The sequence below is a fragment of the Micromonospora echinospora genome (genome assembly GCF_900091495.1).
Classification (GTDB): Bacteria; Actinomycetota; Actinomycetes; order Mycobacteriales; family Micromonosporaceae; genus Micromonospora; species Micromonospora echinospora.
In genome coordinates this window covers 3,153,346-3,180,092 of the sequence record NZ_LT607413.1, presented here as the reverse complement: position 1 = coordinate 3,180,092, position 26,747 = coordinate 3,153,346, and the positions used below count along the sequence as shown (strand labels likewise).

The following is a 26,747-nucleotide window of genomic DNA, read 5'->3' as shown; positions in this document are numbered from 1 at the left end:
GCGCAGCGTAGTGATGACGGAGAGCAACGAAAGGGCAGTAACGAGGGCGAATAGCAAAGGTAACGAATCCCCCTAATGCGTCACTCAACCGGACAAAAGAAAACTTTAAGTTGGCGCTCCGGCTTGTGGGGCGTCCGGGGGTTGGCTACCGTGTCCACGGTTGTCATCAGGTCCACGGACGGGTGACGACGCGGCCAGCCGGAGTTCATCTCAGCGTCACGAACCCGACCAGGTCGCATCGGAAACCCGACAACGGAGGGTGTGCGTGCGCCAGCAGCTGTTGGATGAGCCCGATAGATATCGCGGCCGCCGCCGCGTACCCACCCCGCCCCGCAGCCGCTACGCCGCCGTCGTCACCACTGCCTTCGTCGGCGCGGGCGTCGTCGCCCTCGGCGCCAGCGCGATGCCCGACGCCAAGGGCGTCAGCCCCTCGGTCCTCGACGAGCTGCGGCAGGCATCGGTCACCAGCCAGGAATTCGCCGACCGGGCCAGCGCCGACGACCGCGCCAGCCGCGACACCACCCGCCTGGCCGCCGACGAGGCCGCCGAGCCCGAGGTCTGGTTGCTGCCCCTCCAGGGCTACGAGTTCACCACCCCGTACGGCATGCGCGGGGGCGAGCTGCACACCGGCGTCGACCTGGTCGCCCCGGAGGGCACCCCGTACGTCTCCATCCACGACGGCACGGTCACCAAGGCCGGCTGGTACGGCGGATACGGCTACACGGTGATCGTCCGGCACGCCGACGGCAGCGAGGCGATCTACGGCCACTCCTCCCAGCTCAGCGTCAAGGAGGGGCAGCAGGTCAAGGCGGGCGACCAGCTCGGCCTGGTCGGCAACACCGGCCACTCCTACGGCTCCCACCTGCATGTCGAGGTCCACGTCAAGGGCGAGCCGCTCGACCCGGTGCCGTGGCTCCAGGACCGCGGAGTGGACATCAAGCTACAAGTCGAGGCAATCTACAGCGACGTGACTGCGTCCTGACGTACTGCAACGACCGATCACCGCCCGGATCACCAGATCCGGGCGGTTTTCTGTGCCCGCGCGACGCGGAAAGTGTGCTGCGTCACTCAGTGAGGTGTGACCGGCCCCACTCCACAGCATGATCATTTTTCGGTACGTACGGCATGGTATCGGGACATAGTCGGGCACGGACGCTGTTCGCTCCCGGGGTCACGGCCGAACCCCGGACCACCCCCGTCGGCGGGTCGGTTGAGGATTTCCGGGTCCCGTAGCCCTCTCGACTGTGAAGGTCACCGTGCAGGAGAACAGCTTCAGCCAGAACCAGAACACCCGTGACGAGGCCACGGAACCCGGTGTCGGACGCCCCTGGCGGCACCGGATCCGGACCCGTTACCTCGTGGCGGGTGCGGCGGCCCTGGTCGGTCTCGGCCTCACCGGCGCCACCGTGATCGCCACCGGCTCCGACGACTCCCCCGCCCCCGCCCCGGTCGCCCTGGACGCGCAGGACCGCGCCGAGGCCGCCGCCCGGGCCGACCGCGCCGAACGCCCACCGGTCACCCCCGCGGCCACCCCGGCCACCCCGACACCCGCCCCGACCTCGGCCAGTCCCAGCCCCAGCGCGACCCCGAAGCCCACCAGGAAGGCCACCAGCGCCCCGAAGCCCACCCGGACGGCCACCGCCAAGCCCAAGGCATCCTGGGTCAACCCGATGCCCGGCGCGGCGGTCACGTCCTGCTACGGGCCGCGTTGGGGCACCCTGCACGCCGGCATCGACCTGGCCCTCCCGGCCGGCACGCCGGTCCGGGCCGTCGCCGCCGGCACGGTGACCAAGGCCGGCGACGCCGGTGACGGATACGGCATCTCGGTCTTCGTCGACCACGGCAACGGCTACCTGACCCACTACGCCCACCTGAACTCGACGGCGGTCTCCGTCGGGACGAAGGTCAGCGCCGGCACCACCATCGGCCGGGAGGGCTCCACCGGCGATTCCACCGGTCCGCACCTGCACTTCGAGGTGCACCAGGGCGGCATGTGGAACCAGATCGACCCGGCACCGTTCATGCGGGCGCGCGGCGTCGACCTGGGCTGCTGACCCAGGGCCGAGGGCCCGGCGGCGAACTGCTGCCTTTCGACGACGTGCCGCCCGAGCGGGGACGGGTCACGCGCCGTCAGGGCGGGCCGGGCAGCACACGGTGCGGACCCGGACGACCCGTGCCGCCCGGCCCCGGCTCGGCACGACAGCGTGCGGAGCCGGGGCCGGGGCCGCGCCGGGAGATCCTGGTCGGCTGGCTGAGGCCGAATCACTCCGCCGGATCACGCAGGCTGGATCACTCAGGCTGGACCACTCAGGCTGGATCACTCAGGCCGCCGGAACGGGCTTCGCCCGGCCCGGCGCCGGCGAGCCCACCCCGCGCCGGTCAGAGCTTCTCGATCGGGGCGTGCCGGAGCACCAGCCACAGTTTCTGGTCGCCGAAGTCGATCTGCGCCCGCGCGCCCGGCCCGTGCCCCTCGACCGCGGTCACCCGACCCAGCCCGTAGCGCTGGTGGTTGATCCGGTCGCCGACCGCCACCTTCGGGGCCTGGGGCAGCTCGCTGGCGGTGGCGAGGCGACTGCCGTCCACGCCGAGCCGCTTGGCGAGCTGCGTCGCGCGCGGCGTACCGCCGGTGAAACCGCCGCCCCGGCCGGCGCCGGACCGGTCGCCGCCGCCCGCCCGGCCGCCGACACCGCCGCCCCCGCCGGCCCAGGAGGTGTACGAGCCCTCGGTCCGCTCCCAGCGGACCAGTTCGGTCGGCAGCTCCTCGACGAAGCGCGACGGCGGGTTGTAGGCCGGCTGTCCCCACGCGGTGCGGGTGACCGCCCGGGAGAGGTAGAGACGCTGCCGGGCCCGGGTGATGCCGACGTACGCGAGCCGCCGCTCCTCCTCCAGCTCCCGGGTGTCGCCGAGCGAACGCAGGTGCGGGAAGACGCCGTCCTCCAGACCGGTGAGGAAGACCGCCGGGAATTCCAGGCCCTTGGCGGTGTGCAGGGTCATCAGGGTGACCACGCCCTGGTGGTCGGGGTCGTCGGTGGGGATCTGGTCGGCGTCGGCGACCAGGGCGACCTGTTCCAGGAAACCGGCCACGGTGGCCCGTTCCCCCTCGGCGCCGAGCGCCTCGACCCGTTCGGTGTACTCCCGGGCGACACTGACCAGTTCCTGGAGGTTGTCCACCCGGCCGGCGTCCTGCGGGTCCAGACTCTCCTCCAGCTCGGCCAGGTAGCCCGAACGGGTCAGCAGGGCCTCCAGCGCCTCCTCGGGGGTGCCGGTGGCGGCCAGCTCGCGCACTCCGTCGAGGAGGGCGACGAACTCGGTGATCGCGTTCGCCGCCCGGGTGGAGATGCCGGGGGCGTCCTTCGCCCGGCGCAGGGCGGCGCCGAAGGAGATCCGGTCCCGGCCGGCCAGCGCCTCCAGGCACGCCTCGGCCCGGTCCCCGATGCCCCGGCGCGGGGTGTTCAGGATCCGGCGGACGCTGACCGTGTCGTCGGCGTTCACCACCGCGCGCAGGTAGGCCAGTGCGTCGCGGACCTCCTTGCGCTCGTAGAAGCGCACCCCGCCGACGACCTTGTACGGCAGGCCGACCCGGATGAAGACCTCCTCGAAGACCCGGGACTGGGCGTTGGTGCGGTAGAAGACCGCCACGTCGCCGGGGCGGGTCTCGCCCGCGTCGACCAGCCGGTCGATCTCACGGGCCACCCAGTCCGCCTCGGCGTGCTCGGTGTCGGCGACGTACCCGACGATCTGCTCGCCGGCCCCGGCGTCGCTCCAGAGCCGCTTCGGCTTGCGGGAGGTGTTCCGGTCGATGACCGCGTTGGCCGCGCTGAGGATGGTCTGGGTGGAGCGGTAGTTCTGCTCCAGCAGGATCGTCTGGGCGTCGGTGAAGTCCCGCTCGAACTCCAGGATGTTGCGGATCGTCGCGCCCCGGAACGCGTAGATCGACTGGTCGGCGTCACCGACCACGCAGAGCTCGGCCGGTTCGATCCCCTCGGTGCCGGAGACGAGTTCCTTGATCAGCACGTACTGGGCGTGGTTGGTGTCCTGGTACTCGTCGACCAGCACGTGCCGGAACCGGCGGCGGTAGCTCTCCGCGACGTGCGGGTGCGACTGGAGCAGGTGCACCGTCGTCATGATCAGGTCGTCGAAGTCCAGCGCGTGCGCCTCGCGCAGCCGCCGCTGGTAGAGCGTGTACGCCTCGGCGAGCGCCCGCTCGTTGGGCCCCTTGGCCCGGTCGGCGAACGCCTCCGGGTCGACCAGCTCGTTCTTGAGGTTGGAGACCTGGGCGGCCAGCCCCCGGGCCGGGTAACGCTTCGGGTCGAGGTCCAGCTCGCGGGCGACCAGCTGCATCAGCCGGCGGGAGTCGTCGGCGTCGTAGATGGAAAAGGTCGACTTGAGCCCGGCGTGCTCGTGCTCGGCCCGCAGGATCCGCACGCAGGCGGAGTGGAACGTCGACACCCACATCAGCCGGGCACGCGGGCCGACCAGGGCGGTCACCCGCTCCTTCATCTCGCCGGCGGCCTTGTTGGTGAAGGTGATCGCGATGATCTCGCCAGGATGCACGTCCCGCGCGGCGAGCAGGTAGGCGATCCGGTTGGTCAGCACCCGGGTCTTGCCCGAGCCGGCGCCGGCCACGATCAGCAGCGGTGACCCGGCGTGGGTGACCGCATCCCGCTGCGGGCCGTTCAACCCGGCGAGCAGGCTCTCCGGATCGGACCGGGCCGGTCCGGAGCCCGCGCGGGAGGGCACGGCGGACGGGGAGGCCGGCGCGGACTGGGACGGCGGGATTTCGAAGAGAGCATGCATCGCAGGGCGAGTCTATGCCGCCGGACCGACACTTCCGTCCGCGGTGCCGCTCCGCCGCGCGCCGGTGCCGCCGACGTGGTTGCAGGGGTCCCCTGCTACGCAGAAAGTGGTAGCAGGGGGCCCCTGCTACCACCCGGGCGCGGGCGCCCCGCTCCTGCTGGTGATACGGCCGAATTGCGGAACGCTTGCGCCCCGGGTCACCGGGTGGGCATACTCGACGGCGTGTTCGGTCAGTGCTTCTCCTTTTACTACGGCTCCGGGAGTCCGGCAGCCGCAGGTCGCGCCTGATCGATCAGACCTACGAATGCCCCGGGCTCCTGGAGTCCGGGGCATTGTCGTCCCGGGATCCGGGCACCGGGCACCACTGTGCGAGAGGTACCCGATGATGACAGACGTGGTGGAGCAGAACGGCGAGTCGGCCGGTACGACGCGTCCGGGCGGCCAGGAGGCCCCGGTCGAGGCGCAGACCGGCACGCAGGAGCCGGACGCGGCGGCCCGGATCGTCGCCATCCGGGAGCGGATCGACGAGATCGACCAACGGTTGATCGAGCTCTGGCAGGAGCGGGCCGGCCTGTCGCAGCAGGTCGGCAGGACCCGGATCGCCTCCGGCGGAACCCGGCTGGTGCTCTCCCGGGAGCAGGCGATCCTGGAGCGGTTCCGGACGGCGCTGGGGGCCGACGGCGTCCAGCTCGCCCTCCTGCTGCTCCGCGCCGGTCGCGGACCGCTCTGACCGTCCGGGCGGCGCGCGCCGCCGGGGGCGGGTCCCACCGCCGGACGCCGGTCGGCTCCGGCGAGGGTCCCACGCCGCTGGCGGACGCCGGTCGACACAGATCCGGGGCGCCGGTCTGACGACCGACGCCCCGGATACTGAGGAGGCACTTCCTTTCACCGCTGGCCCGGTACGGGTGGCCGGATCAGCGGCGTCTGCGTGCTACTCGACCGCGTGCACCACGTCGCGGGGTTCCGCGAAGTGGCAGGCGCTCGGGTGAGCGGAGTGTTCGCGTGCCTCCAGGGCGGGCACCTGCTCGGCGCAGATGTCCTGCGCCTTCCAGCACCGGGTGCGGAACCGGCAGCCCGACGGAGGGTTGGCCGGCGACGGCACGTCGCCGGCCAGGACGATCTGGTCCCGCAGCCCACGGAGCTTCGGGTCGGGGACCGGCACCGCCGAGAGCAGCGCCTGGGTGTACGGGTGGGTCGGGTTCTCGTAGATCTCGTCCTCGGTGCCGATCTCGACGATCTTGCCGAGGTACATCACCGCGACCCGGTCGGCGATGTGCCGGACCACCGACAGGTCGTGCGCGATGAAGATGTACGACAGCCCCAGCTCGTTCTGGAGCTTCTCCAGCAGGTTGACCACCTGGGCCTGGATCGACACGTCCAGCGCCGAGACCGGCTCGTCGCAGAGGATGATCTCCGGGTTGAGCGCCAGCGCCCGGGCGATGCCGATGCGCTGCCGCTGGCCGCCGGAGAACTGGTGCGGATACCGGTTGATGTGGTCGGGGTTGAGCCCGACCAGGTCGATCAGCTCCTGCACCCGGGCCCGCCGCTTCCCCTTCGGCACCACGTCCGGGTGCACCTCGAACGGCTCGCCGATGATGTCACCGACGGTCATCCGGGGGTTCAGCGAGGTGTACGGGTCCTGCATGACGAGCTGGATGTTGCGCCGGCCGCGCCGCCGCTCCGACGCCCCCACCTTGGACATGTTCCGACCCTGCACGAACAGGTCACCCGAGGTGGGCGTCTCCAGGCCGACCAGGAGGCGGGCCAGGGTCGACTTGCCGCAGCCGGACTCGCCGACGATGCCCAGGGTCTCGCCCCGACGCAGCTCGATGTTGATCCCGTCGACCGCGCGGACCGCCCCGATCTGCTTCTTGAAGACGATGCCCTTGGTCAGCGGGAAGTGCTTCACCAGGTCACGGGTCTCGAGCACGAGGTCACTCATCGCCCTTGACCTCCTTCCAGAAGTGGCAGGCGGCCGTCCGGTCCGACGACACCGTGTACAGCGGCGGCGACGGGTCCTTCCGGCAGACGTCCTGCGCGTACCGGCACCGCGGGTTGAACGAGCAGCCCGGCGGGATGTTCGTCAGGACCGGCGGGAGGCCCTTGATGGCGCTGAGCTCCTGGCCCTTGAGGTCGAGCCGGGGGATCGACTCCAGCAGGCCCTTGGTGTACGGGTGCGCCGGGCTGGCGTAGATCTCGTTGACGCCGGCCTCTTCGATCACCCGGCCGGCGTACATGACCGAGATCCGGTCCGCCACGTCGGCCACCACGCCCATGTCGTGCGTGATGAGCACCAGACCCATGTTCCGCTCCTGCTGGAGTTCGGCCAGCAGCGCCATGATCTGGGCCTGCACGGTCACGTCGAGCGCCGTGGTCGGCTCGTCGGCGATCAGCACCTCGGGGTCGAGGGCCAGTGCCATGGCGATCATGACGCGCTGCCGCATACCGCCGGAGAACTGGTGCGGGAAGTCGTTCACCCGCTGCTTCGCCGCCGGGATCTTGACCAGGTCGAGCAACTCCACCGCGCGCGCCTTGGCGTCCTTGCGGGACATTCCCCGGTGCTTGCGGTACAGCTCACTGAGCTGGAACCCGACGGTGAAGACCGGGTTCAGTGCGGAGAGCGCGTCCTGGAAGATCATGGCGATCTTGTTGGCGCGGACCTTGCGCCGCTGCTCCTCGGGGAGCTTGAGCAGGTCCACACCGCGGTAGAGGATCTCGCCGCCGGTGACGAAGCCGGGCGGGGTGTCCAGGATGCCCATGATCGCCTGGGCGGTCACGCTCTTGCCGCAACCGGACTCGCCGAGGATCGCCCGGGTCTCGCCCGGAGCGACGTCGAAGCTGACCCCGTTTACCGCCTTGGCGATGCCGTTGCGGGTACGGAACTCGACCTGAAGGTTCTTGACCTGAAGCGGAAGCGCGTTGGGGTCGAGGCCGGGCAGAGCGTCCATCTTGACGTTGACGTCAGTAGTCATGCTGCTCACCGGAACTTCGGGTCGAGGGCGTCACGCAGGGCGTCACCCATGAGGATGAAGGACAGCACCGTGCCGACCAACAGCCCACAGGGGAAGAGCAGCAGCCACGGGTCCTCCAGGAAGTAGACCTGGTGGGCGCTGATCATGATGCCCCAGGACTGCGCGGGCGGCTGGAGGCCGACACCGAGGAAGGTCAGGGTGGCCTCGGTGGCGACGAACGACCCGAGGATGATCGTGGCGTAGACCATCATCGGCGCGATGGCGTTCGGCAGGATGTGCCGGAACATCAGCCGACCGTGGCCGGCACCGACCGCCTTCGCCGCGTGCACGTAGTCCAGATCCTTCGAAGAGATCACGCTACCTCGAATGATCCGGGCGATAGTGGGCCAGCCGAGCGCCACCAGGACAATGGCGAGGGTTATCACGTTCTGCCGCTTGATGACGGTGAGGAACACGATCGCGCCGAGCAGGAACGGCAGCGAGAAGAAGATGTCCATCACCCGGGAGATGATCGAGTCGACCCAGCCGCCGTAGTAGCCGGCGAGCAGGCCGAAGAGACCACCGACCGCCACGATGCCCAGGGTGGCGAGCAACGCGATCGTCATCGACGGGCGGGCCCCGTAGATGGCGTGCGAGTAGTAGTCGCAGCCAAGGATGTCGAAGCCGAACGGGTGGTCGCCGCTCGGGGGAATCCGGGACCGGGCGGTGTCGCAGTCCCGCGGGTCCTGGCTGGTCCACAGCTTCGGGAAGACCGCCATGGAACCGACGACGAGAATGTAGAGCGCGGCGACCATGAAGATCGGGTCACGGACCAGCTGCCGCCGGGCGTCCGCCCAGAGACTCGCGCTACGCACCTTGCCGCCCTTGTCCGGGCTCGGCGCGCCGGCCACCGCGGTGGCGGCCGAGGAGTCACCGCTCATCGCGGTGCCGGCGCTGCTCAGGTCACTCATCTCCACACCTCGTTTCGCTTCGACCTGCCGACTGGCGGGACCCCGACGGTCCGCCGCGTGTCCGTCGCCGGTCACTCATAGCGGATCCTCGGGTCCAGCACCGCGTAGAGGATGTCGACCAGCAGGTTGGCGATCATGAAGACCAGGGCGAGCATGGTGACCACACCGACCACCACCGACGACTCGCCGGTCCGGGCGGCGAAGGCGGCCAGACGACCGATACCCGGCACGTTGAAGATCGTTTCGGTGATCACCGCCCCGCCCAGCAGGCCGCCGATGTCGACACCGATCAGGGTGACCACGGGGATGAGCGAGTTGCGCAGCGTGTGCACGCCGATGACCCGCTTGTTCTTCAGACCCTTGGCCTTGGCGGTACGGACGAAGTCGGCCCGGATGTTCTCCATGATGCTGGTCCGGGTCAGCCGGGCAGTGGTGGCCAGCGCGGTGGCACCCAGCACCAGACCCGGGATGACCAGGCTGGCCCAGGGGTAGTCGGGCTTGTAGCCGGGGCTGAAGACACCGTTGGCGAGAACATCGGGCACCCAGGTCTGGTCCCGCAGGATGTTGCCGAACTTGACCCCGATGAACTCCCGGATCAGGACGCCGAGCACGAAGATCGGCACCGAGATCATGAAGACCGTGGAGATCTTGACGAGGTAGTCGGTGAAGCTGCCACTGCGCAGACCGGCCAGCACGCCGGCGATGATGCCGACGACGGCCTCGAAGAGGATGGCGATGACGACGATCTTCACGGTGAACGGCATGGCGTCCGCCACCAGGTCGGTCACCTCGTACTGACGGAGGTTAACGCCGAAGTCGAAGTGGAGGAAGATCCCCTCCAACCGGTCGAAGAAGAGCCCCGGCTCGAGACCGGTGCCGAGCCAACCGCTGCCGTTCTCGGCTGCGCGCCAGAGGCAGGGGTCGCCCTTCCGGTCCAGACACGGGTCGTCGTAGCCGAGCCGCTCGGTCAGAGCGTTCAGCACCGACTCCGGCGGCGTCCGGTCGCCGAACAGCGCCCGGACCGGGTTCCCGCTGAACTGGACCGCCAGCGAGGTGAGGTAGTGCAGCAGGAACATGGTGCCCAGCACGGTGGGTATGAACTGGAGCAACCGTCGGATGACGTAGCGCCCCATGTCTGTTTCTCCTCTCGGCGCTGACGTGGCGGCAACGTCCTCCCTCGTAGGGAGATCGTTGCCGCCACGTCGTGTCCTACGGCTAGATCAGGGAAGTGAAGCTCAGCTCTGCTTCATCGTCATCTGGCCGTAGTCAGCGTCCGCGACGGCGTTCCAGACGAACTTGTCGACGTTCTCGCCGTAGACCGCGCCCACCTTGCCCCACCACATCGGGATGACCGGCAGGTCCTCCAGGATCAGGTCCTCCGCCTTCTGGTAGAAGGGGATCGCCTCCTGGATCGAGTTGGCGGCGTCACCCTGCTTCAGCAGGGCGTCGAACTCGGGGTTCGCGTAGGTGGAGTTGTTGCTGTCCGCACCGGTGCTGTACAGCGGGGCGAGGTAGCTCTCCAGGAACGGGTAGTCAGCACTCCAGCCGAGACGGAACGGGCCGGTGAACTTCCGGTTGTCCGCAGTCTCCAGGTACTCGGCGAACTGCAGGTTGACCTTCAGCTCGTAGTCGATGCCGAGAGCGGCCTTGACCTGGTCACCAACGGCCTGGAGCCAGGCGTCGTGGCCGGCGCCGGCGTTGGCCCAGAGCTGGAGCTTGCCGCCCTTCCAGCCACCCGCCGCTTCGAGGAGCTGCTTGGCCTTCTCGACGTCCTTCTTGCAGTACTGGCAGGCGTTCTCGCGGGCACCCTCGAAGGACGGCGCGATGTAGCCGCTGGCCGGGGTGAACCGGCCGTTGAAGACGGCGTCGATGATCGACTGGCGGTCGATGACCATCGAGATGGCCTGGCGGATCCGCTTGTCCTTGAAGTTCTCGTTGTAGATCGGCATGCCGACGTAGGTGAAGCTGTCGCTCGGCTGCTCGTAGAGGCGGTCGCCGTAGGTGGCCTTGGCCTCCTTGTACCGCGCCGGCGGCAGGGTGTACAGCACGTCCAGCTCACCGGCCTGGAAGGCGGCGTAGCCGGCGTCGACGTCGGCGAAGATCCGGTAGTTGATCTTGTCCGGCTTGCCCGGGTCGCCCTTCCAGCTGTCGCTGCGGACGACGGTGATGCCGACGTTGTGCTGCCAGCTGCCCTCGATCTTGTAAGGGCCGTTGCCGATCGGCGTCTCGTTGCACTTGTCCTTGTCCGCGATGCACGCCTCGGCCATCGGGGAGAAGCCCGGGTAGCCGATCGTGGTCGGGAAGCCGGAGAAGGGCTCGGTCAGCTCGACGGTGAAGGTCAGGTCGTCGACCTTCTTCAGGCCGGAGAGCTCCTTGGCCTTCGGCTCCGGGGCCTTCTTGGGGCCCTCGCCGTCCGGGTCCTCGGACGAGACGTCCTTGATCCCGGCGATCCGCTTCATGAAGTACGCGTTGTTCTGGGCGTTCGGCCCGTACGCCGCGAAGTTCCACGACCGGATGAAGGCGTCGGCGTTGACCTTCTCACCGTTGTCGAAGGTGTAGCCGTCCTTGATCTTGATCGTCCAGAGCTTCTGGTCCTGGGACTCGATCGACTCGGCCAGGTCGTTCTCCGGGGCACCGGTCTCGGCGTTGTACTTGACCAGACCACGGTAGATCTGACGGATCACGTACAGCGACGGCTCGTCGTCCGCAGCGGACGGCAGCAGGAACGCCGGCTCCGACGCGTAGACGCGGAGCTCACCACCGCTCTTGCCGGAGTCCGACGGGTCGTCGTCGCCACCACCGCTGCATGCGGTGGCCAACATGGCGGTGGCGGTCGCAGCGACCGCCACCTTCAGGAATTTCCCGCGCATGGGAGTGCCTCCTCAGGGCGCTCGGCTCACGAGGGGGTTGTGAGGTGGTTGCCACTGTGACACCAGATGCGCCACAGCGGAAAGCGGTGTTATCAAGCCGATACCCGGCCGGGACGGTGCCGACATCGGCCCGCGTCGAGCCGTGATCCGCACCGGCCGTCGCGCCCTGACCGGTTCCGCAGCGCTGGTCAGCGGGCATCACCACAGACGGCACCGTCAGCAGGGAGCTTCACCGCGTGAGCACCGTCACGCTCCGCAGCGCCACGGAAGCGCGCTGTTTTCCACCCGTCCAGATGAGGGCGGATTCGACTGTGCGGGCACTCTCCGCCCCTGGTCGGACGAGGGTACCGAGGTGACGTGACGTACCGCCAGGCGCCGCGAATTGTCCGGCACGCCGGACCGTTCGGCACCCGATTATCGGCGTTCGCCCCCGGCACCGCACCGGGCGGCCTGTCCGGTCACACCAGCCGGCGGTCGGCCGCCCAGCGGGACAGCTCGTACCGGTTGGACATCTGGAGCTTGCGCAGCACGTTCGACACGTGCGTCTCCACCGTCTTGATGGAGATGTACAGCTCCTTCGCGATCTCCTTGTACGCGTACCCCCGGGCCAGCAGCCGCAGCACCTCGCGTTCCCGGTTGGTCAGCTGGTCCAGCTCCGGATCGGCGACCGGGGTGTCCGGCCGGGCCGCGAAGGCGTCCAGCACGAACCCGGCCAGCCGGGGCGAGAACACCGCGTCACCGTCGGCCACCCGACGGATCGCCGCGGCCAGCTCGTCCGGGGAGATCGTCTTGGTCACGTAACCCCGGGCACCGGCCCGGATCAGGCCGATCACGTCCTCGGCGGCGTCCGACACGCTCAACGCGAGGAACCGCACCTGCGGGTGGGAACGTCGCACCGCCTCCAGCACGGCCCGGCCGCCGCCGTCGGGCATGTGCACGTCCAGCAGCACCACGTCGGGTCGGGCCGCCGCGATCCGGGCCACCGCCTCCGCGACGGTGCTCGCCTCCCCCACCACCTCGACGTGCGCGCCCAACTCGGCCCGGACGCCGGCACGGAACATCGCGTGGTCGTCGACGAGGAAGACCCGCAGCCGCCCGTCGTGAACGCCTGCCTGTTCGACCTGCTCGGACATGGTCACCTGTCCCTTTCCGCCGTAGCGCCGTTGCCGTTCCCGGAGACCGGCAGGATCAACCGGACCTCGGTCCCCTCCCCCGGCCCGGAACGGATCTCCGCCCGCCCGCCGTGCCGTTTCATCCGCCCGATGATGGAACCTCGTACCCCGTGCCGGTGATCATCCACCGTCTCCTGGTCGAACCCGACACCCCGGTCCCGGACGAAGACGCTGACCTGGTCCGGCTCCACCTCGGCGTAGAGCGAGACGGTCTGCACCCGGGCGTGCTTGGCCGCGTTCACCATCGCCTCGCGGGCCGCGGCGACCAGCGCGCCCACCCGCTCGTCGGTCTCCTGGTCGCCCACCACCACCGCCTCCACGGTGATCCCGAAGGTGTCCTCCACCTCGGCTGCCGCCTGTTCGAGCGCGGCGGCGAAGCGCTCGGTGGGTGAGGCGGTCGGCTTGTAGAGCCAACTGCGCAGCGTCCGTTCCTGCCCCCGGGCGAGTCGCTGCACCGTCTTGACGTCGGCGGCGTTGCGCTGGATCAGAGCGAGGGTGTGCAGGACCTGGTCGTGGATCATGGCGGCCAGCTCGGCGCGTTCCTGTTCCCGGATCCGCCCCTCCCGCTCCGAGCGGAGCTGGTTGAACGTCCGCCAGAGCAGGGGCGCGGCCACCACCCCGACGCCGGCCAGCCCGACCAGCGCGAAGATCACCCCGTTGATGACGGCGTCGACGTTCTGCACCGGCGAGTACACCGCCGCGACGCCGATGATGCCGACCGCGACGAGCACCCCACCGCCGATGAAACGGAGCACGAAGGCCCGCCGGTCGGTCTCCTCCACCACCGCGCTCAGCCAGGGCAGCGGCAGGGACCCGTTGGCCTGGCCACGGCGTTCCGGGGACTGGTGCCAGATCACCCCCGCGCCGACCGCGATGATGGCGACCAGCCAGCCGGCGGTCCCGGCGACACCGACCGAGTCGAAGAGCTGCATCTGCACCAGCAGCACGGCCAGACCGATCACCACGAACGGCAGCAGCTGCGCGATGTCCCGTCGGGGCGGCGTGGCGGTGTCCCCCGGCCGGACCGGGACCACCGCCCAGAACGCGGCGTAGAGGAGCAGGCCGAGCCCGCTCAGGCCGAGCAGGACCATGAAGGCGATCCGCACCCGTACGACCGAGACGCCGATGTGGTCGGCGATGCCGGCGGCCACGCCCACGGCCATCCGGTGCTCGCGGGCCCGGTAGAGACGGGGGGGCTGGGTAACGGTACTGATCGCGGGCTCCCTGGTCGCGACGGTCCGACGCCGGTCGGTTCGCTGCGGCGCCGTCACCGATCGTCACACGCGCCACGGTCGCGGGGCCACGGGGACGCCCCCGAGTTTCCGGGTTCCCGGATCTCAGGGTGCGCTCAGGGTGGGTCCCGACGACGACCCGTCCCGACACCTAGCAGGATCTACCGGTATGACCGAGGAACCCGCCCGGTCGCCCCGCCCGGAGGCGACCCAGCCGGGCGTACCACCGTCGCCACCGGCCGGGAGCGCGACCGCGACGTCGCACGCCGGGCCGCCCCCCGTAGGACCGGAAGCCGTCCCTGGCGGGGTCGGCTTCACCTCACGGTACGGCCTGGTCCGCCCCCGGGAGGGGCGTTACCTGGCCGGGGTCTGCGCGGCGGTCGGACGGGCCACCAACACCGACCCGGTGCTGTGGCGGGTGCTCCTCGCCGTGCTCGGCTTCTTCGGTGGCGTCGGAATCCTGATCTACGTCTCGGCCTGGCTGATCATCCCCGGCGAGGGGGACAGCGCATCCCCGGTGGAGTCGATGCTGGGCCGGGGCCGGTCGAGCATGTCCCCGATCACGGTGATCGTGCTGAGCATCCTGGTGGCGGTGAGTTTCGGCTACATCGTGACGGACGCCTTCCGGGCCGTGCTGCTCGGTGCGGCGATCCTGATCGGCGGGGCGCTGCTGCTGAACCGGGACCACCCCGCCCGCGACCGTTTTCGCCGCACCCCGCCGCCCGTCGAACCGCCGACGACGCCACTGCCGGGGCCGGTGCCCCCGGTGGCCCACCCCGCCCCGGGTCCGGTACCGCCCACGACGACCCGGCCGGAGGTACCGGTGTCCGCGCCGGCCCCCACCCCGCCGTGGTCGCCGGCTCCCGGACCGGTGTTCCCCGAGGCCCCCCGCTGGCCGGCCCCGGAACCGTTGGCCGCCGCGACCCCACCGGCGCCGCTGCCCCCGGCCGGGCCACTGCCACCGGTCGCCCTCGCGTCCACCCCGCCCGGATACCGCCCGCCCTTCGCCCCGCACGGCCCGTACGCCCGCTCCAACCCTCCACCGCCCGCACCGCCGCCCCCGCCCCCCGGCCGGCGCCGAAGCGTCCCCGGGAGCGCTCACCGCTCGGCCCGGCGACGTTCTCGCTGGTCTTCCTCGCCTGCGGGGTGGTCGCCGTCCTCGACCTGATCGGGGTGGTCCGGGTCAGCGCGTCGGCGTACTTCGCGGCGGCGCTGGCCACCATCGGACTCGGATTGCTCGTGGGCGCCTGGTTCGGCCGGGCCCGCTGGTTGATCGCGCTGGGGCTGGTCACCTCCGCGGCGCTCGGCTTCGTCACCGCGGTCGAGTCGTTCGAGGAGTGGCGCAGGATGAACGGGAACGTGACCTGGACCCCGGCGAGCTACGAGGATCTCGCCCCCCGGTACGAGAACACCTTCGGCGACGCGGTGCTGGACCTGCGCGCGGTGGACTTCGCACAGCGGGACACCCGGACCACCGTCATCATCTCCTTCGGGGACGCGACCGTGCTGGTGCCACCGAACGTCGACGTGATCACCCACGCCGAGGTGCACGCCGGTGACGCGGTCATCTTCGGTGTCGGCTCCAGCGGTCTCGACCGCCGGGTGCGTGAGTCCACCGACCTGGGCGCCGACGGTGCGGGCGGCGGCACGCTGCGGTTGTTCATCCAGGTCAACGCCGGCGCGTTGGAGGTGACCCGGTGAGAGCCCACCGCACCGACCTGCTGTCCCTGACCTTCGGGCTGCTCTTCCTGGCCGCCGCGGCCTGGTGGCTGCTGGCGCAACTGCTCGGCCTGGTGGTGCCGATCGGCTGGTTCCTGGCCGGCGCGCTCGTCGTGGTCGGCGTGCTGGGTCTGCTGGGCGCACTGCGCGCGGCCCGCTCGTCGGCGGACGCCGGCCCCACCGCCGGCTCCCCCGGTAGCCCGCCGCCGTCCGCCTCAAGCGTTTCACCGGCTTCGCGCACCCCACCGATGGCCTATCTCCCGCCGGCCTCGACCGGCCCGCCGATCTCGGAGATACCGCCGATCCCGGCGGTCCCGCCGCCCTCGGACATTCCGCCGATCTCGGAGATACCGCCAATCTCGGCGGTTCCGCCGGCCCCGGGCATCCCGCTGCCCGGGGGCGCCGGGGACCCGGACCGGCCGCCGGACGGCCGAGGGGAGGTCGGTGACAGTGCCCGCCGGGGAGACGGCGACGGTTGACCGTGCCCGGAGGACCGGAGCGCAGCCGCGCCGGTGGGACCGTTGCTCCGTGCCGCCTATGCTGGCTGGTGGAGACCTCGCTTCCGCCGCCGGCACGCCTCGTCCGCGCCGTCCCGGCCCCTCCGCTGCGATTTCCGTCCCGATGCTGCTAGGAGCCCGTCCGACATGACTCAGTCCCCCGCCGTGCGCAGCCTTGGCCGATTCGGTGAGGTACGCATCGGCGAGCGCGCCGCGCGTACCCTCGCCGCCGAACTCGCCCGGTGCGACGACCGCAAGGCCGCCCTGCTGGTCGGCGTGACCCCGGACGCCCCGGTCCTCGCCGTGGCGATCGAGGCGCTGCTGCCCGGGGACCGCCTCACCGTGGTGCCGGCCGGGTCGACCAGCCCCGCCGAGCTGCGCAGCCACGTGGCGACGCTGGGCAGCTGGGTCGCCGACCGGGTCCGGGTCGTCGACACCCTGGCCGAGGCCGAGGCCGCCGACGTCATGATCGTCGGCGAGGCGCTCGTCGGCACCGGCGAGGAGGCCCGGGCGACGCTGGACGGCCTGACCAAGTACCTCGCCGAGGGCGGCGTGCTGAGCGTGGCGACGCCGGCCGGTCCGGGCCGGACCGCGGGCGCGGCGGCCGAACTCGACCGGCAGGGTGCGCTGCACGGCGTCGGGGTCGACCTGGTGCTGCGCAACCAGCCGCCGGTCCGGGTGCACCGGCTCCGGTTCACGGCGGTCGACGCGGCGATGGCGGCCCGGCTCGCCCCGGCGTACCGGCCGTCGAGCGTGCCGCTGACCCGTGACATGCACATCGACTCCAACGGGGTGGCCGCCGCCGGCATCGCCCTCGGGCTGGCCGCGTTGACCAGGGCGGTCCGGCCGAAGTCGAAGCTGTGGCTGGTGCCGGCGCTCGCCGCCGCCCCGGTGGCGGCGTTCTTCCGGGACCCCGAGCGGGACGTCCCGGAGGACCCGTCGGCAGTGGTCGCCGCCGCCGACGGGCGGGTGCTCTCCGTCCAGCGGCTGCACGACGAGCGGTTCGGCGCGGGCGAATGGCTGCGGGTCGCGGTCTTCCTGTCGGTGCTCGACGTGCACGTCAACCGGTCCCCGGTGGCCGGCAAGGTGGTCGACTACTTCGTCGCCGACGGCGGTTTCGCCAACGCGATGAAGCCGGAGGCCGAGCACAACGTCGCCGCGTACACGGTGCTGGACACCGAGCACGGCACGGTGGTGGTCGCACAGCGTACCGGCCTGATCGCCCGGCGCATCGTGCAGCGCGCTCCGGTCGGTTCGCTGCTGGCCCGGGGCGAGCGTTTCGGCCTGATCCGGTTCGGCTCGCGGACCGACGTCTACCTGCCGGCCGAGGCGGCGGACCCCCTGGTGGGACCGGGCGACAAGGTGGTCGGCGGTTCCTCGGTCATCGCCCGCTGGCGCTGAGGACGAGAATGGGGTGCCGCGACGTCGCGGCACCCCATTCTCGTCGTCTCGGGTCAGGCGGTCCGGCGCTGGTGCAGCCAGAGCAGCGGTCCACTGGCCAGGTAGGCGACCACGACCAGGGCGAAGGTGAGCCGCGGGTCGACCAGGGCACCGATCACCGGGGCCAGCCACAGCCACGCCGGCATCTTGATCAGTCGGGCCAGCTTGGCGTACGGGAAGCTGGAGACCATGGCGAAGGCGAGCAGGGCGACCCCGGCGACCTGGACCACCGGAGGCACCGGAAGGTCGATGGCAACGGCGAGCGCCAGCACCATCGCGGCCATGGTGGTCGGCACCCCGCAGAAGAACCGGCCGTCCTTCGGCGAGACGTTGAACCGGGCCAGTCGGATCGCGGCACAGGCCGCGACCAGGGCGCAGGCGAGCGCGGCAGCCGCGGTGGGAACCGCGCCGGCCAGCGAGGCGTAGACCACCATCGGAGCCGCGATGCCGAACGAGCACATGTCGGCGAGCGAGTCCATCTGCGCGCCGAACGGGCTGGCCACGTTGAGCTTGCGGGCCAACGCCCCGTCGAGTCCGTCGAAGGCGACGCAGGCGATCAGGAGCACCGCCGCGAGGCGTACCTCGCCCTGCATGGCCAGGAAGATCGCGGTGACGCCGAGCATGAGGCTGGCCAGTGTGCACGCGTTGACCAGGGCGAACTTCGCCCGCCGAGCGACCGTGCGCTCACCGGGGAGCAGCGGGATCGACCGCGCCGGGGTGTCGTCCACCGGTGTCGTCGGGGCGATCGCCGGGCTGACCGGCATGACGGCCTCGATCTCGGCCCGGTTCAACCGGTCCGAGGCGTACCGCCGGCGCAGCCGGTCGGCGTAACGGCGCTCGGGCAGGGCCACGTCGGTCGTGTGGCGGGGGTCGCCGTCCCGGCGTCCCACCCGGACCAGCAGCACCTGGCGAGCGAACGTACTGCTGCGTCGCAGCGGCCCCGCCCAGCGGCGGCCTGCGGGGCGCGGACTGTCAGACGTACGACGCCGGCGCCATGGGGCTCTCGGCACGTTTCCTCCATCACCGGATCGACTCACCGCCTCGCAGGCGGGCGTCCGGCTCTCTCGTGCCGGGCCGCTTCTGGCCCGGCAGCCGTCAAAGCGGAGTACACCATTGCACAGTGGTACGGGACTTGGCGATAGCTACCGGCGGCACTTTTCTCCTATAAACCGCGTGAATCGCCCGGTTATTCCCGATCGCGGGCTGAGCGCCCTTTTCTCCGCCAATCTCAACTGCCGACTCTACCGGAGCGGGTCGATGTCGGCTCGGCGAGCAATCGGCTATCCGACCAGACGAAGGGCCCGCGCGGCAATGTCGGTCAATGGCAGCTCGGCGGCGTCACGGCGGTCGAACCAGGCGGCCCGCGCGGTGGAACCCCCGGCCAGTTCGGTCACCTCGGGCTCGGTCGGCGTCTCCACCACCACCCGGTAGAGCACCCGGACGCCGTGCCAGTCCAGCGGCCGACCCTCCGGCCCCAGCGCAGCGGGGTTGTGCAGGCTGCTCGCGTCGAGCAACGCGGTGACCCGGCCGAGCTGGCCGGACTCCTCGACGATCTCCCGTAGCAGCGCGGTCACCGGCTGTTCGCCGTGGTCGGTCCCACCACCCGGCAGGTGCCACCGGCCGGCCCCCGGGTACCCCTCGGCGATGAGGGTGAGCAGCACCCGCTCCGCCGGGTCGGTGACCAGCCCGTACGCCCCGAAACGCTGCCGCCGGTCCTGCGGCGGCGGACCATACGGAGTGCGGGGAACGGCGCGCGGCGCGCTGTCGGGAAGCGGGGTGACCGGCAGTCCGAGCAGGTCGGCGGTGAACGGCATCAGCGGCAGACCGGCCGCCTCCGCCGGTGCGATCCACGTCACCAGGTCGGTCGTTCCGTCCGGTTCGTTGCGGAGTGTGCCGGACACGCCGGTGACGCGGTAGATGATCCGATCCGTGTGCAGGACCACCCCGATGTCGGGGAGCCGGACCACGTCGGCCACCACCGCTTCGAGCCCGGCGACCCCGACCCCGAGCCCCGTCTCCTCGGCGAACTCGCGGACCACCGCGTCCGCCGGGTGCTCGGCGTGCGCCAGCCCGCCACCGGGCAACTGCCAGACGCCGGGAAAATCGGCCAGCGCGGAGGCCCGGGTCAGCAGCACCCGTCCGTCCGCCCCGGTCAACAGCCCGTACGCCCCGACCCGCCGCCGCGCCACCAGTTCCCCCACGACCCCTCCCCCGCTCACCCGCCCTGCTGATCATGAGGTTAGCCGCGCCCGCGCCCGACGCGTCGGGACCGTCGACGTCGTGCGCGGCGTACCGGGTGAGGGGGTGGGCTCAGGCGAGGTCGGCGGCCCGGACGGCTTCGGCGGTCACCTCGGTGAGCCGGTCGGCGGGCAGGGTCTCCAGTTCGTCGCGGGCGAACCAGCGGGCCTCGCAGGTGGAACCGCCGACATCGGCCACGGTGGGTGGGGCCGGCCGGTCGACCACCACCCGGTAGAAGGCACGGACGCCGTGCCAGTCGATCGGATAGCCCTCGGGGCCGAGGGAGGCGGCGTCCCGGTGGCTGGCCACCCCGAGCAGCCCGACCAGGCGACCGGTCTGGCCGGTCTCCTCGACGAGTTCCCGGATCAGCGCCGCGCCCGGTTGCTCGCCGTAGTCGGTGCCCCCGCCGGGCAGGTGCCAGCAGCCCGCGCCCGGATAGCCGTCGGCCACCCGGGTGAGCAGCACGCGTCCCTCCGGGTCGGTGGCCACCGCGTACGCGGCGAAGCGCTGCGCCCGGTGCAGCCCGTCCGGACCGGGCACCGCGTAGAAGGAGGGGAACTCGGGAGCCTCGTCCGGCACCACGTCGACGGCACCCGACGGCAGCCCCAGGGCCCGCGCGGTGAACGCGCGCAGCGGCAGCCCGCGCGCCTCGTCCAGGGTGAACCAGCGGGCCAGGTCGGTCGGCCGGTCGACCCGGTCGGTGAGCGTCCCGCCCCGGACGGAGACCCGGTAGATGAGGCGGTCGGTGTGGATGGTGATGCCCCGGTCGGGCAGGGCCCGCATGTCGGCGAGGACGTCTTCCAGGCCGGAGACCGCGACGGAGAGCCCGGTCTCGGCGGCGGTCTCCCGGACGACCGTGTGGTTCGGGTCCTCGCCGTGGTCGACCGCCCCACCGGGCAGGGACCACGTGCCGGGGGTGCCGGCGCGCTCCGATGCGCGGACCAGCAACACCCGGCCGACTGAATCGGCACAGACTGCGTACGCCGCGATTCTGCGGAGCGGCTCCAGCATGGTGGTCACGGGGCTGAATTCTCCCCCTGACCAGGTACGACATCGAAAAACAGTCAGATTCCTGACGGAAGACTTCCACCTCAGGGATCGATCAGGGTATAGATCCGGGCCCTCACCGAGGGCAACCGGGCGACGACCGGAGAGGGTGGAGCCATGACATGGACGAGCCCCTCATCCCCGCAGGCCCCGTACAAACAGCTCCGCAGGCCCACCACCGACCGGATGGTGGCCGGGGTCGCCAGCGGCCTCGGCCGCTACTTCGAGGTCGACCCCACCCTGGTCCGGGTGGTCTTCGCGGTGTCCACCCTGTTCACCGCCGGCGTGGCGCTGCTGGCGTACCCGGTCATGTGGTTCCTCATGCCCGAGGAGCCACCGGACGCGCCGGCCTGGCCGCACCCGTCGCGGGCCGCGCCACCCGGGTGAGGCGGGTGGCGCGACCTGGCCACCCGCTCCTCGGGGGCTCCTCGACGGCTCGACGGCCCGCTCGGGTCACTCCCACTCGATGGTGCCCGGGGGCTTGCTGGTCACGTCCAGCACCACCCGGTTGACCTCGGCCACCTCGTTGGTGATCCGGGTGGAGATCCGGGCGACGACGTCGTACGGCAGGCGGGACCAGTCGGCGGTCATCGCGTCCTCGCTGGAGACCGGACGGAGCACCACCGGGTGGCCGTAGCTGCGCCCGTCACCCTGCACCCCGACGCTGCGCACGTCGGCCAGGAGGACCACCGGGAACTGCCACACGTCGCGGTCCAGCCCGGCGGCGGTCAGCTCCTCGCGGGCGATCAGGTCAGCCTGACGGAGCAGGTCCAACCGCTCCTGGTCGACCGCGCCGATGATCCGGATGGCCAGGCCCGGCCCCGGGAACGGGTGCCGCCAGACCATCGCCTCGGGCAGCCCCAGCTCCAGCCCGAGCGCCCGGACCTCGTCCTTGAAGAGCGTGCGTAGCGGCTCCACCAGGGCGAACTTCAGGTCCTCCGGCAGCCCGCCGACGTTGTGGTGGCTCTTGATGTTGGCGGTGCCGGTGCCGCCGCCGGATTCCACCACGTCCGGGTAGAGGGTGCCCTGCACCAGGAACTCGACGTCGCCGTGGGCGGCGATCTCCCGGGCGGCGGCCTCGAAGACCCGGATGAACTCCCGGCCGATGATCTTGCGCTTCTGCTCCGGGTCGGTCACCCCGGCCAGCGCGCCGAGGAACCGCTCCTGCGCGTCGACCACCTTCAGCTTGATGCCGGTGGCGGCCACGTAGTCCTTCTCGACCTGCTCCGCCTCACCGGCGCGCAGCAGACCGTGGTCGACGAAGACGCAGGTGAGCTGGTCACCGACCGCCTTGTGCACCAGGGCGGCGGCGACCGCCGAGTCGACCCCGCCGCTGAGGCCGCAGATGACCTCCTTGTCGCCGACCTGGGCGCGGATCCGCTCGACCTGCTCCTCGATGATGTTGGCCGGGGTCCAGGTCGGCTCGATGCCGGCGATGTCGTAGAGGAAGCGCTGGAGCATCTCCTGCCCGTGCGCGGTGTGCCCGACCTCCGGGTGGAACTGCACGCCGGCCCGCCGGCCGACGACATCCTCGAAGGCGGCGACCGGCGCGCCGGCCGACTCGGCGGTCACCGTGAAGCCGTCCGGGGCCTCGGTCACGCAGTCGCCGTGGCTCATCCAGACCGGCAGCTCGGCCGGCAACTGCCGCAGCAGCACCCCGGCGTCCACCCGGGGACGCAACGGCGTGCCGCCGTACTCCCGGCTGCCGGTGCGGGCGACGGTGCCGCCGAGGGCCCGGGCCATCGCCTGGAAGCCGTAGCAGATCCCGAAGACCGGCACGTCGGCGGTGAACAGCCCGGCGTCGACCTGCGGCGCGCCCGGTTCGTAGACGCTCGACGGGCCACCGGACAGGATGATCGCCGCAGGGTTCTTCGCCAGCATCTCGGCGACCGGCATCGAGTGCGGCACGATTTCGGAGTAGACCCGCGCCTCACGCACCCGGCGCGCGATGAGCTGGGCGTACTGGGCTCCGAAGTCCACCACGAGGACAGGGCGAGGCGTGCTCATGGCAGCAAAGCCTACCGGCGACGCCAGCGAGGCCCCCGCCGGTCCGTCGCATGACCGCGGCCACGGACCGGCGGTGCGGCGGCGAGATGCCGTCCACGAAGCTCGGGGCGTTTCCGTACCATAATCAGGGCTATTGCCGGAACATGGTTTTCTTGCCTTGTATAGGGTGTTTCTACCATTCCGTTACCCGCTCCCCGGCTACGCCAGTTCGCGAGAAACGGACAGCCGGGCGGGCATGGTGTTCCCGGAGCCGGCCGAGGAGTGTGCATGACCGAGTGGTGGCTCTGGGTGTACGTCGCCGCCATGGCAGGTGGGGTCGTGCTCTTCACCCGATGGCGGGCGGACCCGCACGGAGTCCCGCTCAGCGAGTACCGGGTGGCGATCGCGATCCCGGTCTGGTCCGGCTCCTGGTACCTGGTCATGGCCCTGGGCGGCGGGCGGGTGGAGGTGGCCGGCCACACGCTCTACTGGGCGCGGTACGTCGACTGGGCGGTCACCTCCCCCCTGTTGCTGGTGGCCCTGATGCTGACCGCGACGCACTCCCTGCCCGGCCGCCGCTGGAGACTGACCGGCGCCATCGTCGGGACGAACCTGGTGATCTTCCTCTGCGGGCTGGCCGCCGAGATCACGGTGGACACCACGGCCCGCTACACCCTGTACGCGATCGGGGTGCTGGCCTTCCTCGCGGTCTACGGCCTGATCTGGGGACCGCTACGCACCCATGCGCACCGCCAACCGAAGGAGATCGCGGCGGTGTACCGGGAGGCCGCCCTGCTGCTCAGCGTGCTCTGGGTGGGCTACCCCGTGTTCTGGCTGATCGGCCCGACCGGTGTCGGTCTGATCAGCTCCGCCACCACCAGCCTGCTCTTCGTCGTGCTGTCCATCCTGACGAAGGTGGGCTGGAGCATCGTCGATCTCGGCCGGCTACGTTCCCTGTCCGACCGTGGTCGACTCACCGTCGTCTGACCCGGCCACGCGGGCCGGCCCTGCGCTGCCGGCAGCAGACGACGGCGCACCGACCCGACTCCGACAGCCGTCGCCCGGCGCGGCGGACGGCCCGGGAATGCCGGACCGGTTGCTGCTGCGCGTTGGGGCCGCCTCGCAACTCGCCCTCGGTGGACTGCTGGCGCTGTCGCCGCTGATCCGCGCCTTCGGACTGGGCGACTCGTCGGCCTTCCTGATCACGGGACTGCTCCTCGGACTCCCGCACGGCGCGGTCGACCACCTGGTGCCCGCCTGGATGTCGGCACGCGCCCGGCAACTGCCGGCACGCGTGACGCTGCTGGTGGTCTACGCGGCCGTCGCCGGGGCCGGACTGGCGGCCTTCCGGGCCGCGCCGAACCTGGCGCTGGTCGGATTCCTCGTCGTGTCGGTCGTCCACTTCGGCACCGCCGACGTGGCATTCCGTGCCGAGCGGGACCGCCGCCCGATCCGTCCGGGCGTGGCCGTCGTGCTCGCGTACGGGGGACCGCCTGTGGTCATCCCGCTGGCCCTGTGGCGGGAGCAGGTCGACCCGCTGCTGGCGGCAGTGGCCCCGCAGGCACCGGCGCTGCTCACCGTCGAGGTGCGGACGCTGGCGCTGGCCACCGTACTGTGCGCGGTCACGGTCACCGCGATCCGGCAGGTCCGCGCCGGATGCGTCCGCGACGCCGGCCAACCCCTTCTCCTCGCCGGGCTGTTCGGTACCGTGCCACCGGCCCTGGCCGTCGGGGCGTACTTCGCCGCCTGGCACTCCTGCCGCCACGTCGCCCGGTTGCTGCGGCACGATCCGCGGAACACGGCCGATCTGGGGGCCGGACGGCTCGGACCGCCACTGCGTCGCTTCGCCCGTCAGGCGGCGGCTCCCACGGTGGTCGCCGTTGTCGCCCTGGTAGCCCTGGTCACCTGGCCCAGCCACCGGGCGGACCCGCTGCCCGCGACGGTCGCCGTGCTGGCCGCGCTGACCCTCCCGCACGCGGTGCTGGTCGCCTGGACGGACCGACGCGAACCTGGGCCACCACGCCCGACGGGTCGACCCGGGCAGCGGACCTGAGCACAGTCACCCGGGCGGCGGGCCCGATCACATCCGCAGGGCGCCGGGGGCGTCGGCCGGAACCGCCGGGAGCCGGGGCTGCACCGGCTCCAGCCGGCGGTACGGCTCGCCGAGCGGCGGCCTCGGGTCCGGGTCGCCCCGGTTCGGCCAGAACGCCATCGCCCGTTCCGCCTGGGCGGCGATCGTCAGTGACGGGTTGACGCCCAGGTTCGCCGAGACCGCCGCGCCGTCCAGCACGTGCAGACCCGGGTGACCGAAGACACGGTGGTACGGATCGATCACTCCGCTGGCCGGGTCGGCGCCGATGACCGCGCCGCCCAGGAGGTGCGCGGTCATCGGGATGTCGAACGGCTCGGTCAGCGACCCGCCCGGCACCCCGCCGATCTCCTCGGCGAGCAGTCGGGCCGCCTGGTTGCCGGCCGGGATCCAGGTCGGGTTCGGTTCGCCGTGCCCCGGGCCGGAGACCAGCCGACGGCCGAGCGGGCCACGCCGCAGCCGGGTGGTCAGCGAGTTGTCCGCCGACTGCATCACCAGGGCGATCACCGTCCGCTCCGACCAGCCGCGTACGGACAACATCCGCGCCGCGAGACCCGGCTGCCGGAGCAGGATGCCCAGCCAGCGGCGGAGCCGGTGCGGGCCACCGTCGACCAGCAGCGACTGGAACAACCCCATCGCGTTGGAGCCGCGTCCGTAGCGGACCGGCTCGATGTGGGTCTGCGCGTCCGGGTGGAACGAGCTGGTGATCGCCACCCCCTCGGTGAAGTCCAGCCCCTCGGCCCGGGCCCGGCGGCGGGGCACCGCCGCGCCGAGGATCGCCTCGGAGTTGGTCCGGGTCAGCTCGCCGAGGCGGGGTGAGATCCCGGGCAGCGCCCCGGTGGCCCGCATCTCGTGCAGCAGCCGCTGGGTGCCGAGCGCACCGGCCGCGAGGACCACCTGGTCGGCCTCGACCACCTGTCGTCGCTTCCGCAGCCAGGACCCGGTGCGGACGGTCTCCACCCGGTACCCGCCGCCGGGGGCGGGCCGGATCGCGGTCACCGTGGTCAGCGGATGCACCCGTGCGCCGAGCCGCTCGGCGAGCCAGAGATAGTTCTTGACCAGGGTGTTCTTGGCCCCGTGCCGGCAGCCGGTCATGCAGGAGCCACAGTGGATGCAGCCGGTGCGCTCCGGGCCGGCCCCGCCGAAGTACGGGTCGGCCACCCGCTCGCCGGGGCGGCCGATGTGCACGGCGACCGGGGTCGGGTGCACGGTGTGCTCGACCCCCATCCGCGCGGCCACCGCCCGCATCACCCGGTCCGCGCCGGTCTGGATCGGGTACGTGGTGACGCCGAGCATCCGCTTCGCCTGGTCGTAGTGACCTGCCAACTCGGACCGCCAGTCGGCGATGTCCCGCCACTGCGGGTCGTCGTAGAAGGCGTCCAGGGGTTCGTAGAGGGTGTTCGCGTAGACCAGGGAACCGCCACCCACCCCGGCCCCGGAGAGCACCAGCACTCCCCCACCGGCCTTCCGGTCGGCCGGCCGGAGCAGGCTGATCCGCTGGATGCCGTAGCAGCCCAGCCGGGGGGCCCAGAGGAAACGCCGCAGCCGCCAGGAGGTCTCCGGGAACTCGTGGTCGGCGAACCGCCGCCCGGCCTCCAGCACACCGACGGACCAGCCCTTCTCGGCCAGTCGCAGGGCCGCGACACTGCCCCCGAAACCGGATCCGACGACCAGTACGTCGTACCGCATGGAGGCATCATCTACCGATCGGTAACCCGGCGCCAGGGGCACTTTTCGC

General features: G+C 71.5%; 20 protein-coding genes and 2 pseudogenes. 9 read left to right on the top strand and 13 right to left on the bottom strand.

Annotated elements, in window-relative coordinates; translation table 11 throughout:
* Positions 1-265 precede the first annotated feature (265 nt).
* Both GA0070618_RS14735 and GA0070618_RS14730 read left to right on the top strand, forming a co-directional pair.
* Positions 266-982, top strand: coding sequence for a M23 family metallopeptidase (locus GA0070618_RS14735; RefSeq protein ID WP_088982140.1), 717 nt, complete (start codon positions 266-268; stop codon positions 980-982).
* Between the two features lie 358 nt (positions 983-1,340).
* Positions 1,341-2,054: a M23 family metallopeptidase gene (locus tag GA0070618_RS14730; protein WP_231931899.1), complete on the top strand. Its 714-nt coding sequence runs from the start codon at positions 1,341-1,343 to the stop codon at positions 2,052-2,054.
* Positions 2,055-2,379: 325 nt separating this feature from the next.
* On the opposite strand, the gene pcrA is transcribed toward GA0070618_RS14730, so the two are convergent.
* Positions 2,380-4,797 carry a DNA helicase PcrA gene (gene pcrA / locus GA0070618_RS14725; RefSeq protein ID WP_088982139.1) on the bottom strand — a complete coding sequence of 806 codons (2,418 nt, stop codon included), beginning with the start codon at positions 4,795-4,797 and terminating at the stop codon, positions 2,380-2,382.
* Positions 4,798-5,179: 382 nt separating this feature from the next.
* On the opposite strand from pcrA, the gene GA0070618_RS14720 reads away from it, so the two are divergent.
* Positions 5,180-5,527, top strand: coding sequence for a chorismate mutase (locus tag GA0070618_RS14720; RefSeq protein ID WP_088982138.1), 348 nt, complete (start codon positions 5,180-5,182; stop codon positions 5,525-5,527).
* A 201-nt stretch (positions 5,528-5,728) separates the two neighbouring features.
* Here GA0070618_RS14720 and GA0070618_RS14715 read toward each other — a convergent pair whose 3' ends face one another.
* The 7 genes from GA0070618_RS14715 to GA0070618_RS14685 form a co-directional block, all read right to left on the bottom strand.
* A complete protein-coding gene (locus GA0070618_RS14715) occupies positions 5,729-6,739 on the bottom strand; it encodes an ABC transporter ATP-binding protein (protein ID WP_088982137.1) in 1,011 nt (336 codons plus the stop codon).
* Positions 6,732-7,769, bottom strand: coding sequence for an ABC transporter ATP-binding protein (locus GA0070618_RS14710; protein ID WP_088985534.1), 1,038 nt, complete (start codon positions 7,767-7,769; stop codon positions 6,732-6,734). Before GA0070618_RS14710 ends, GA0070618_RS14715 begins: the two co-directional genes overlap by 8 nt.
* 5 nt (positions 7,770-7,774) lie before the next feature.
* A complete protein-coding gene (locus GA0070618_RS14705; protein ID WP_172900296.1) occupies positions 7,775-8,719 on the bottom strand; it encodes an ABC transporter permease in 945 nt (314 codons plus the stop codon).
* Between the two features lie 71 nt (positions 8,720-8,790).
* Complete coding sequence (locus tag GA0070618_RS14700; protein WP_088982136.1) at positions 8,791-9,852, bottom strand: ABC transporter permease; 1,062 nt, start codon at positions 9,850-9,852, stop codon at positions 8,791-8,793.
* Positions 9,853-9,954: 102 nt separating this feature from the next.
* Positions 9,955-11,589, bottom strand: a complete 1,635-nt coding sequence (locus GA0070618_RS14695; RefSeq protein WP_088982135.1) for a peptide ABC transporter substrate-binding protein — start codon at positions 11,587-11,589, stop codon at positions 9,955-9,957.
* Positions 11,590-12,047: 458 nt separating this feature from the next.
* Entirely contained in the window at positions 12,048-12,722 is a 675-nt protein-coding gene (locus GA0070618_RS14690; protein WP_088982134.1) for a response regulator, read from the bottom strand.
* Positions 12,723-12,724: 2 nt separating this feature from the next.
* Positions 12,725-13,924 carry an ATP-binding protein gene (locus GA0070618_RS14685; RefSeq protein ID WP_231931741.1) on the bottom strand — a complete coding sequence of 400 codons (1,200 nt, stop codon included), beginning with the start codon at positions 13,922-13,924 and terminating at the stop codon, positions 12,725-12,727.
* A gap of 238 nt (positions 13,925-14,162) precedes the next feature.
* On the opposite strand from GA0070618_RS14685, the pseudogene GA0070618_RS14680 reads away from it, so the two are divergent.
* From GA0070618_RS14680 to GA0070618_RS14670, 3 genes and pseudogenes are all read left to right on the top strand, one after another.
* A pseudogene (locus GA0070618_RS14680) lies at positions 14,163-15,694 on the top strand (PspC domain-containing protein).
* Positions 15,691-15,906, top strand: a pseudogene (locus GA0070618_RS35355) (hypothetical protein); the annotation flags it as partial. The pseudogenes GA0070618_RS14680 and GA0070618_RS35355, both read left to right, overlap by 4 nt.
* Positions 15,907-16,356: 450 nt before the next feature.
* Positions 16,357-17,610 carry a phosphatidylserine decarboxylase gene (locus tag GA0070618_RS14670; protein WP_088982132.1) on the top strand — a complete coding sequence of 418 codons (1,254 nt, stop codon included), beginning with the start codon at positions 16,357-16,359 and terminating at the stop codon, positions 17,608-17,610.
* A 53-nt stretch (positions 17,611-17,663) separates the two neighbouring features.
* Here GA0070618_RS14670 and pssA read toward each other — a convergent pair whose 3' ends face one another.
* The 3 genes from pssA to GA0070618_RS14655 form a co-directional block, all read right to left on the bottom strand.
* On the bottom strand, positions 17,664-18,584 hold the full coding sequence (gene pssA / locus GA0070618_RS14665; protein WP_088985532.1) for a CDP-diacylglycerol--serine O-phosphatidyltransferase: 921 nt from the start codon (positions 18,582-18,584) through the stop codon (positions 17,664-17,666).
* 345 nt (positions 18,585-18,929) lie between these two features.
* Positions 18,930-19,841, bottom strand: a complete 912-nt coding sequence (locus tag GA0070618_RS14660) for an NUDIX hydrolase (protein ID WP_088985531.1) — start codon at positions 19,839-19,841, stop codon at positions 18,930-18,932.
* 118 nt (positions 19,842-19,959) lie between these two features.
* The gene (locus GA0070618_RS14655; RefSeq protein ID WP_088982131.1) at positions 19,960-20,907 is read right to left on the bottom strand and encodes an NUDIX hydrolase; all 948 of its coding nucleotides are present in this window, start codon (positions 20,905-20,907) and stop codon (positions 19,960-19,962) included.
* A gap of 144 nt (positions 20,908-21,051) precedes the next feature.
* Between GA0070618_RS14655 and GA0070618_RS14650 the strand changes: the two genes are divergently transcribed.
* Entirely contained in the window at positions 21,052-21,321 is a 270-nt protein-coding gene (locus tag GA0070618_RS14650; RefSeq protein ID WP_088982130.1) for a PspC domain-containing protein, read from the top strand.
* 66 nt (positions 21,322-21,387) lie between these two features.
* Here the strand turns inward: GA0070618_RS14650 and guaA are convergent, their stop codons facing one another.
* Positions 21,388-22,941 (bottom strand): glutamine-hydrolyzing GMP synthase, encoded by a 1,554-nt coding sequence (gene guaA / locus GA0070618_RS14645; protein ID WP_088982129.1) that lies wholly within the window; start codon positions 22,939-22,941, stop codon positions 21,388-21,390.
* Between the two features lie 267 nt (positions 22,942-23,208).
* Between guaA and GA0070618_RS14640 the strand changes: the two genes are divergently transcribed.
* Both GA0070618_RS14640 and GA0070618_RS14635 read left to right on the top strand, forming a co-directional pair.
* A complete protein-coding gene (locus GA0070618_RS14640) occupies positions 23,209-23,907 on the top strand; it encodes a bacteriorhodopsin (RefSeq protein ID WP_088982128.1) in 699 nt (232 codons plus the stop codon).
* A gap of 97 nt (positions 23,908-24,004) precedes the next feature.
* A complete protein-coding gene (locus tag GA0070618_RS14635) occupies positions 24,005-24,973 on the top strand; it encodes a Brp/Blh family beta-carotene 15,15'-dioxygenase (protein WP_088982127.1) in 969 nt (322 codons plus the stop codon).
* A 27-nt stretch (positions 24,974-25,000) separates the two neighbouring features.
* Here the strand turns inward: GA0070618_RS14635 and GA0070618_RS14630 are convergent, their stop codons facing one another.
* Positions 25,001-26,698: an FAD-dependent oxidoreductase gene (locus GA0070618_RS14630; RefSeq protein ID WP_088982126.1), complete on the bottom strand. Its 1,698-nt coding sequence runs from the start codon at positions 26,696-26,698 to the stop codon at positions 25,001-25,003.
* Between the last annotated feature and the right edge of the window lie 49 nt (positions 26,699-26,747).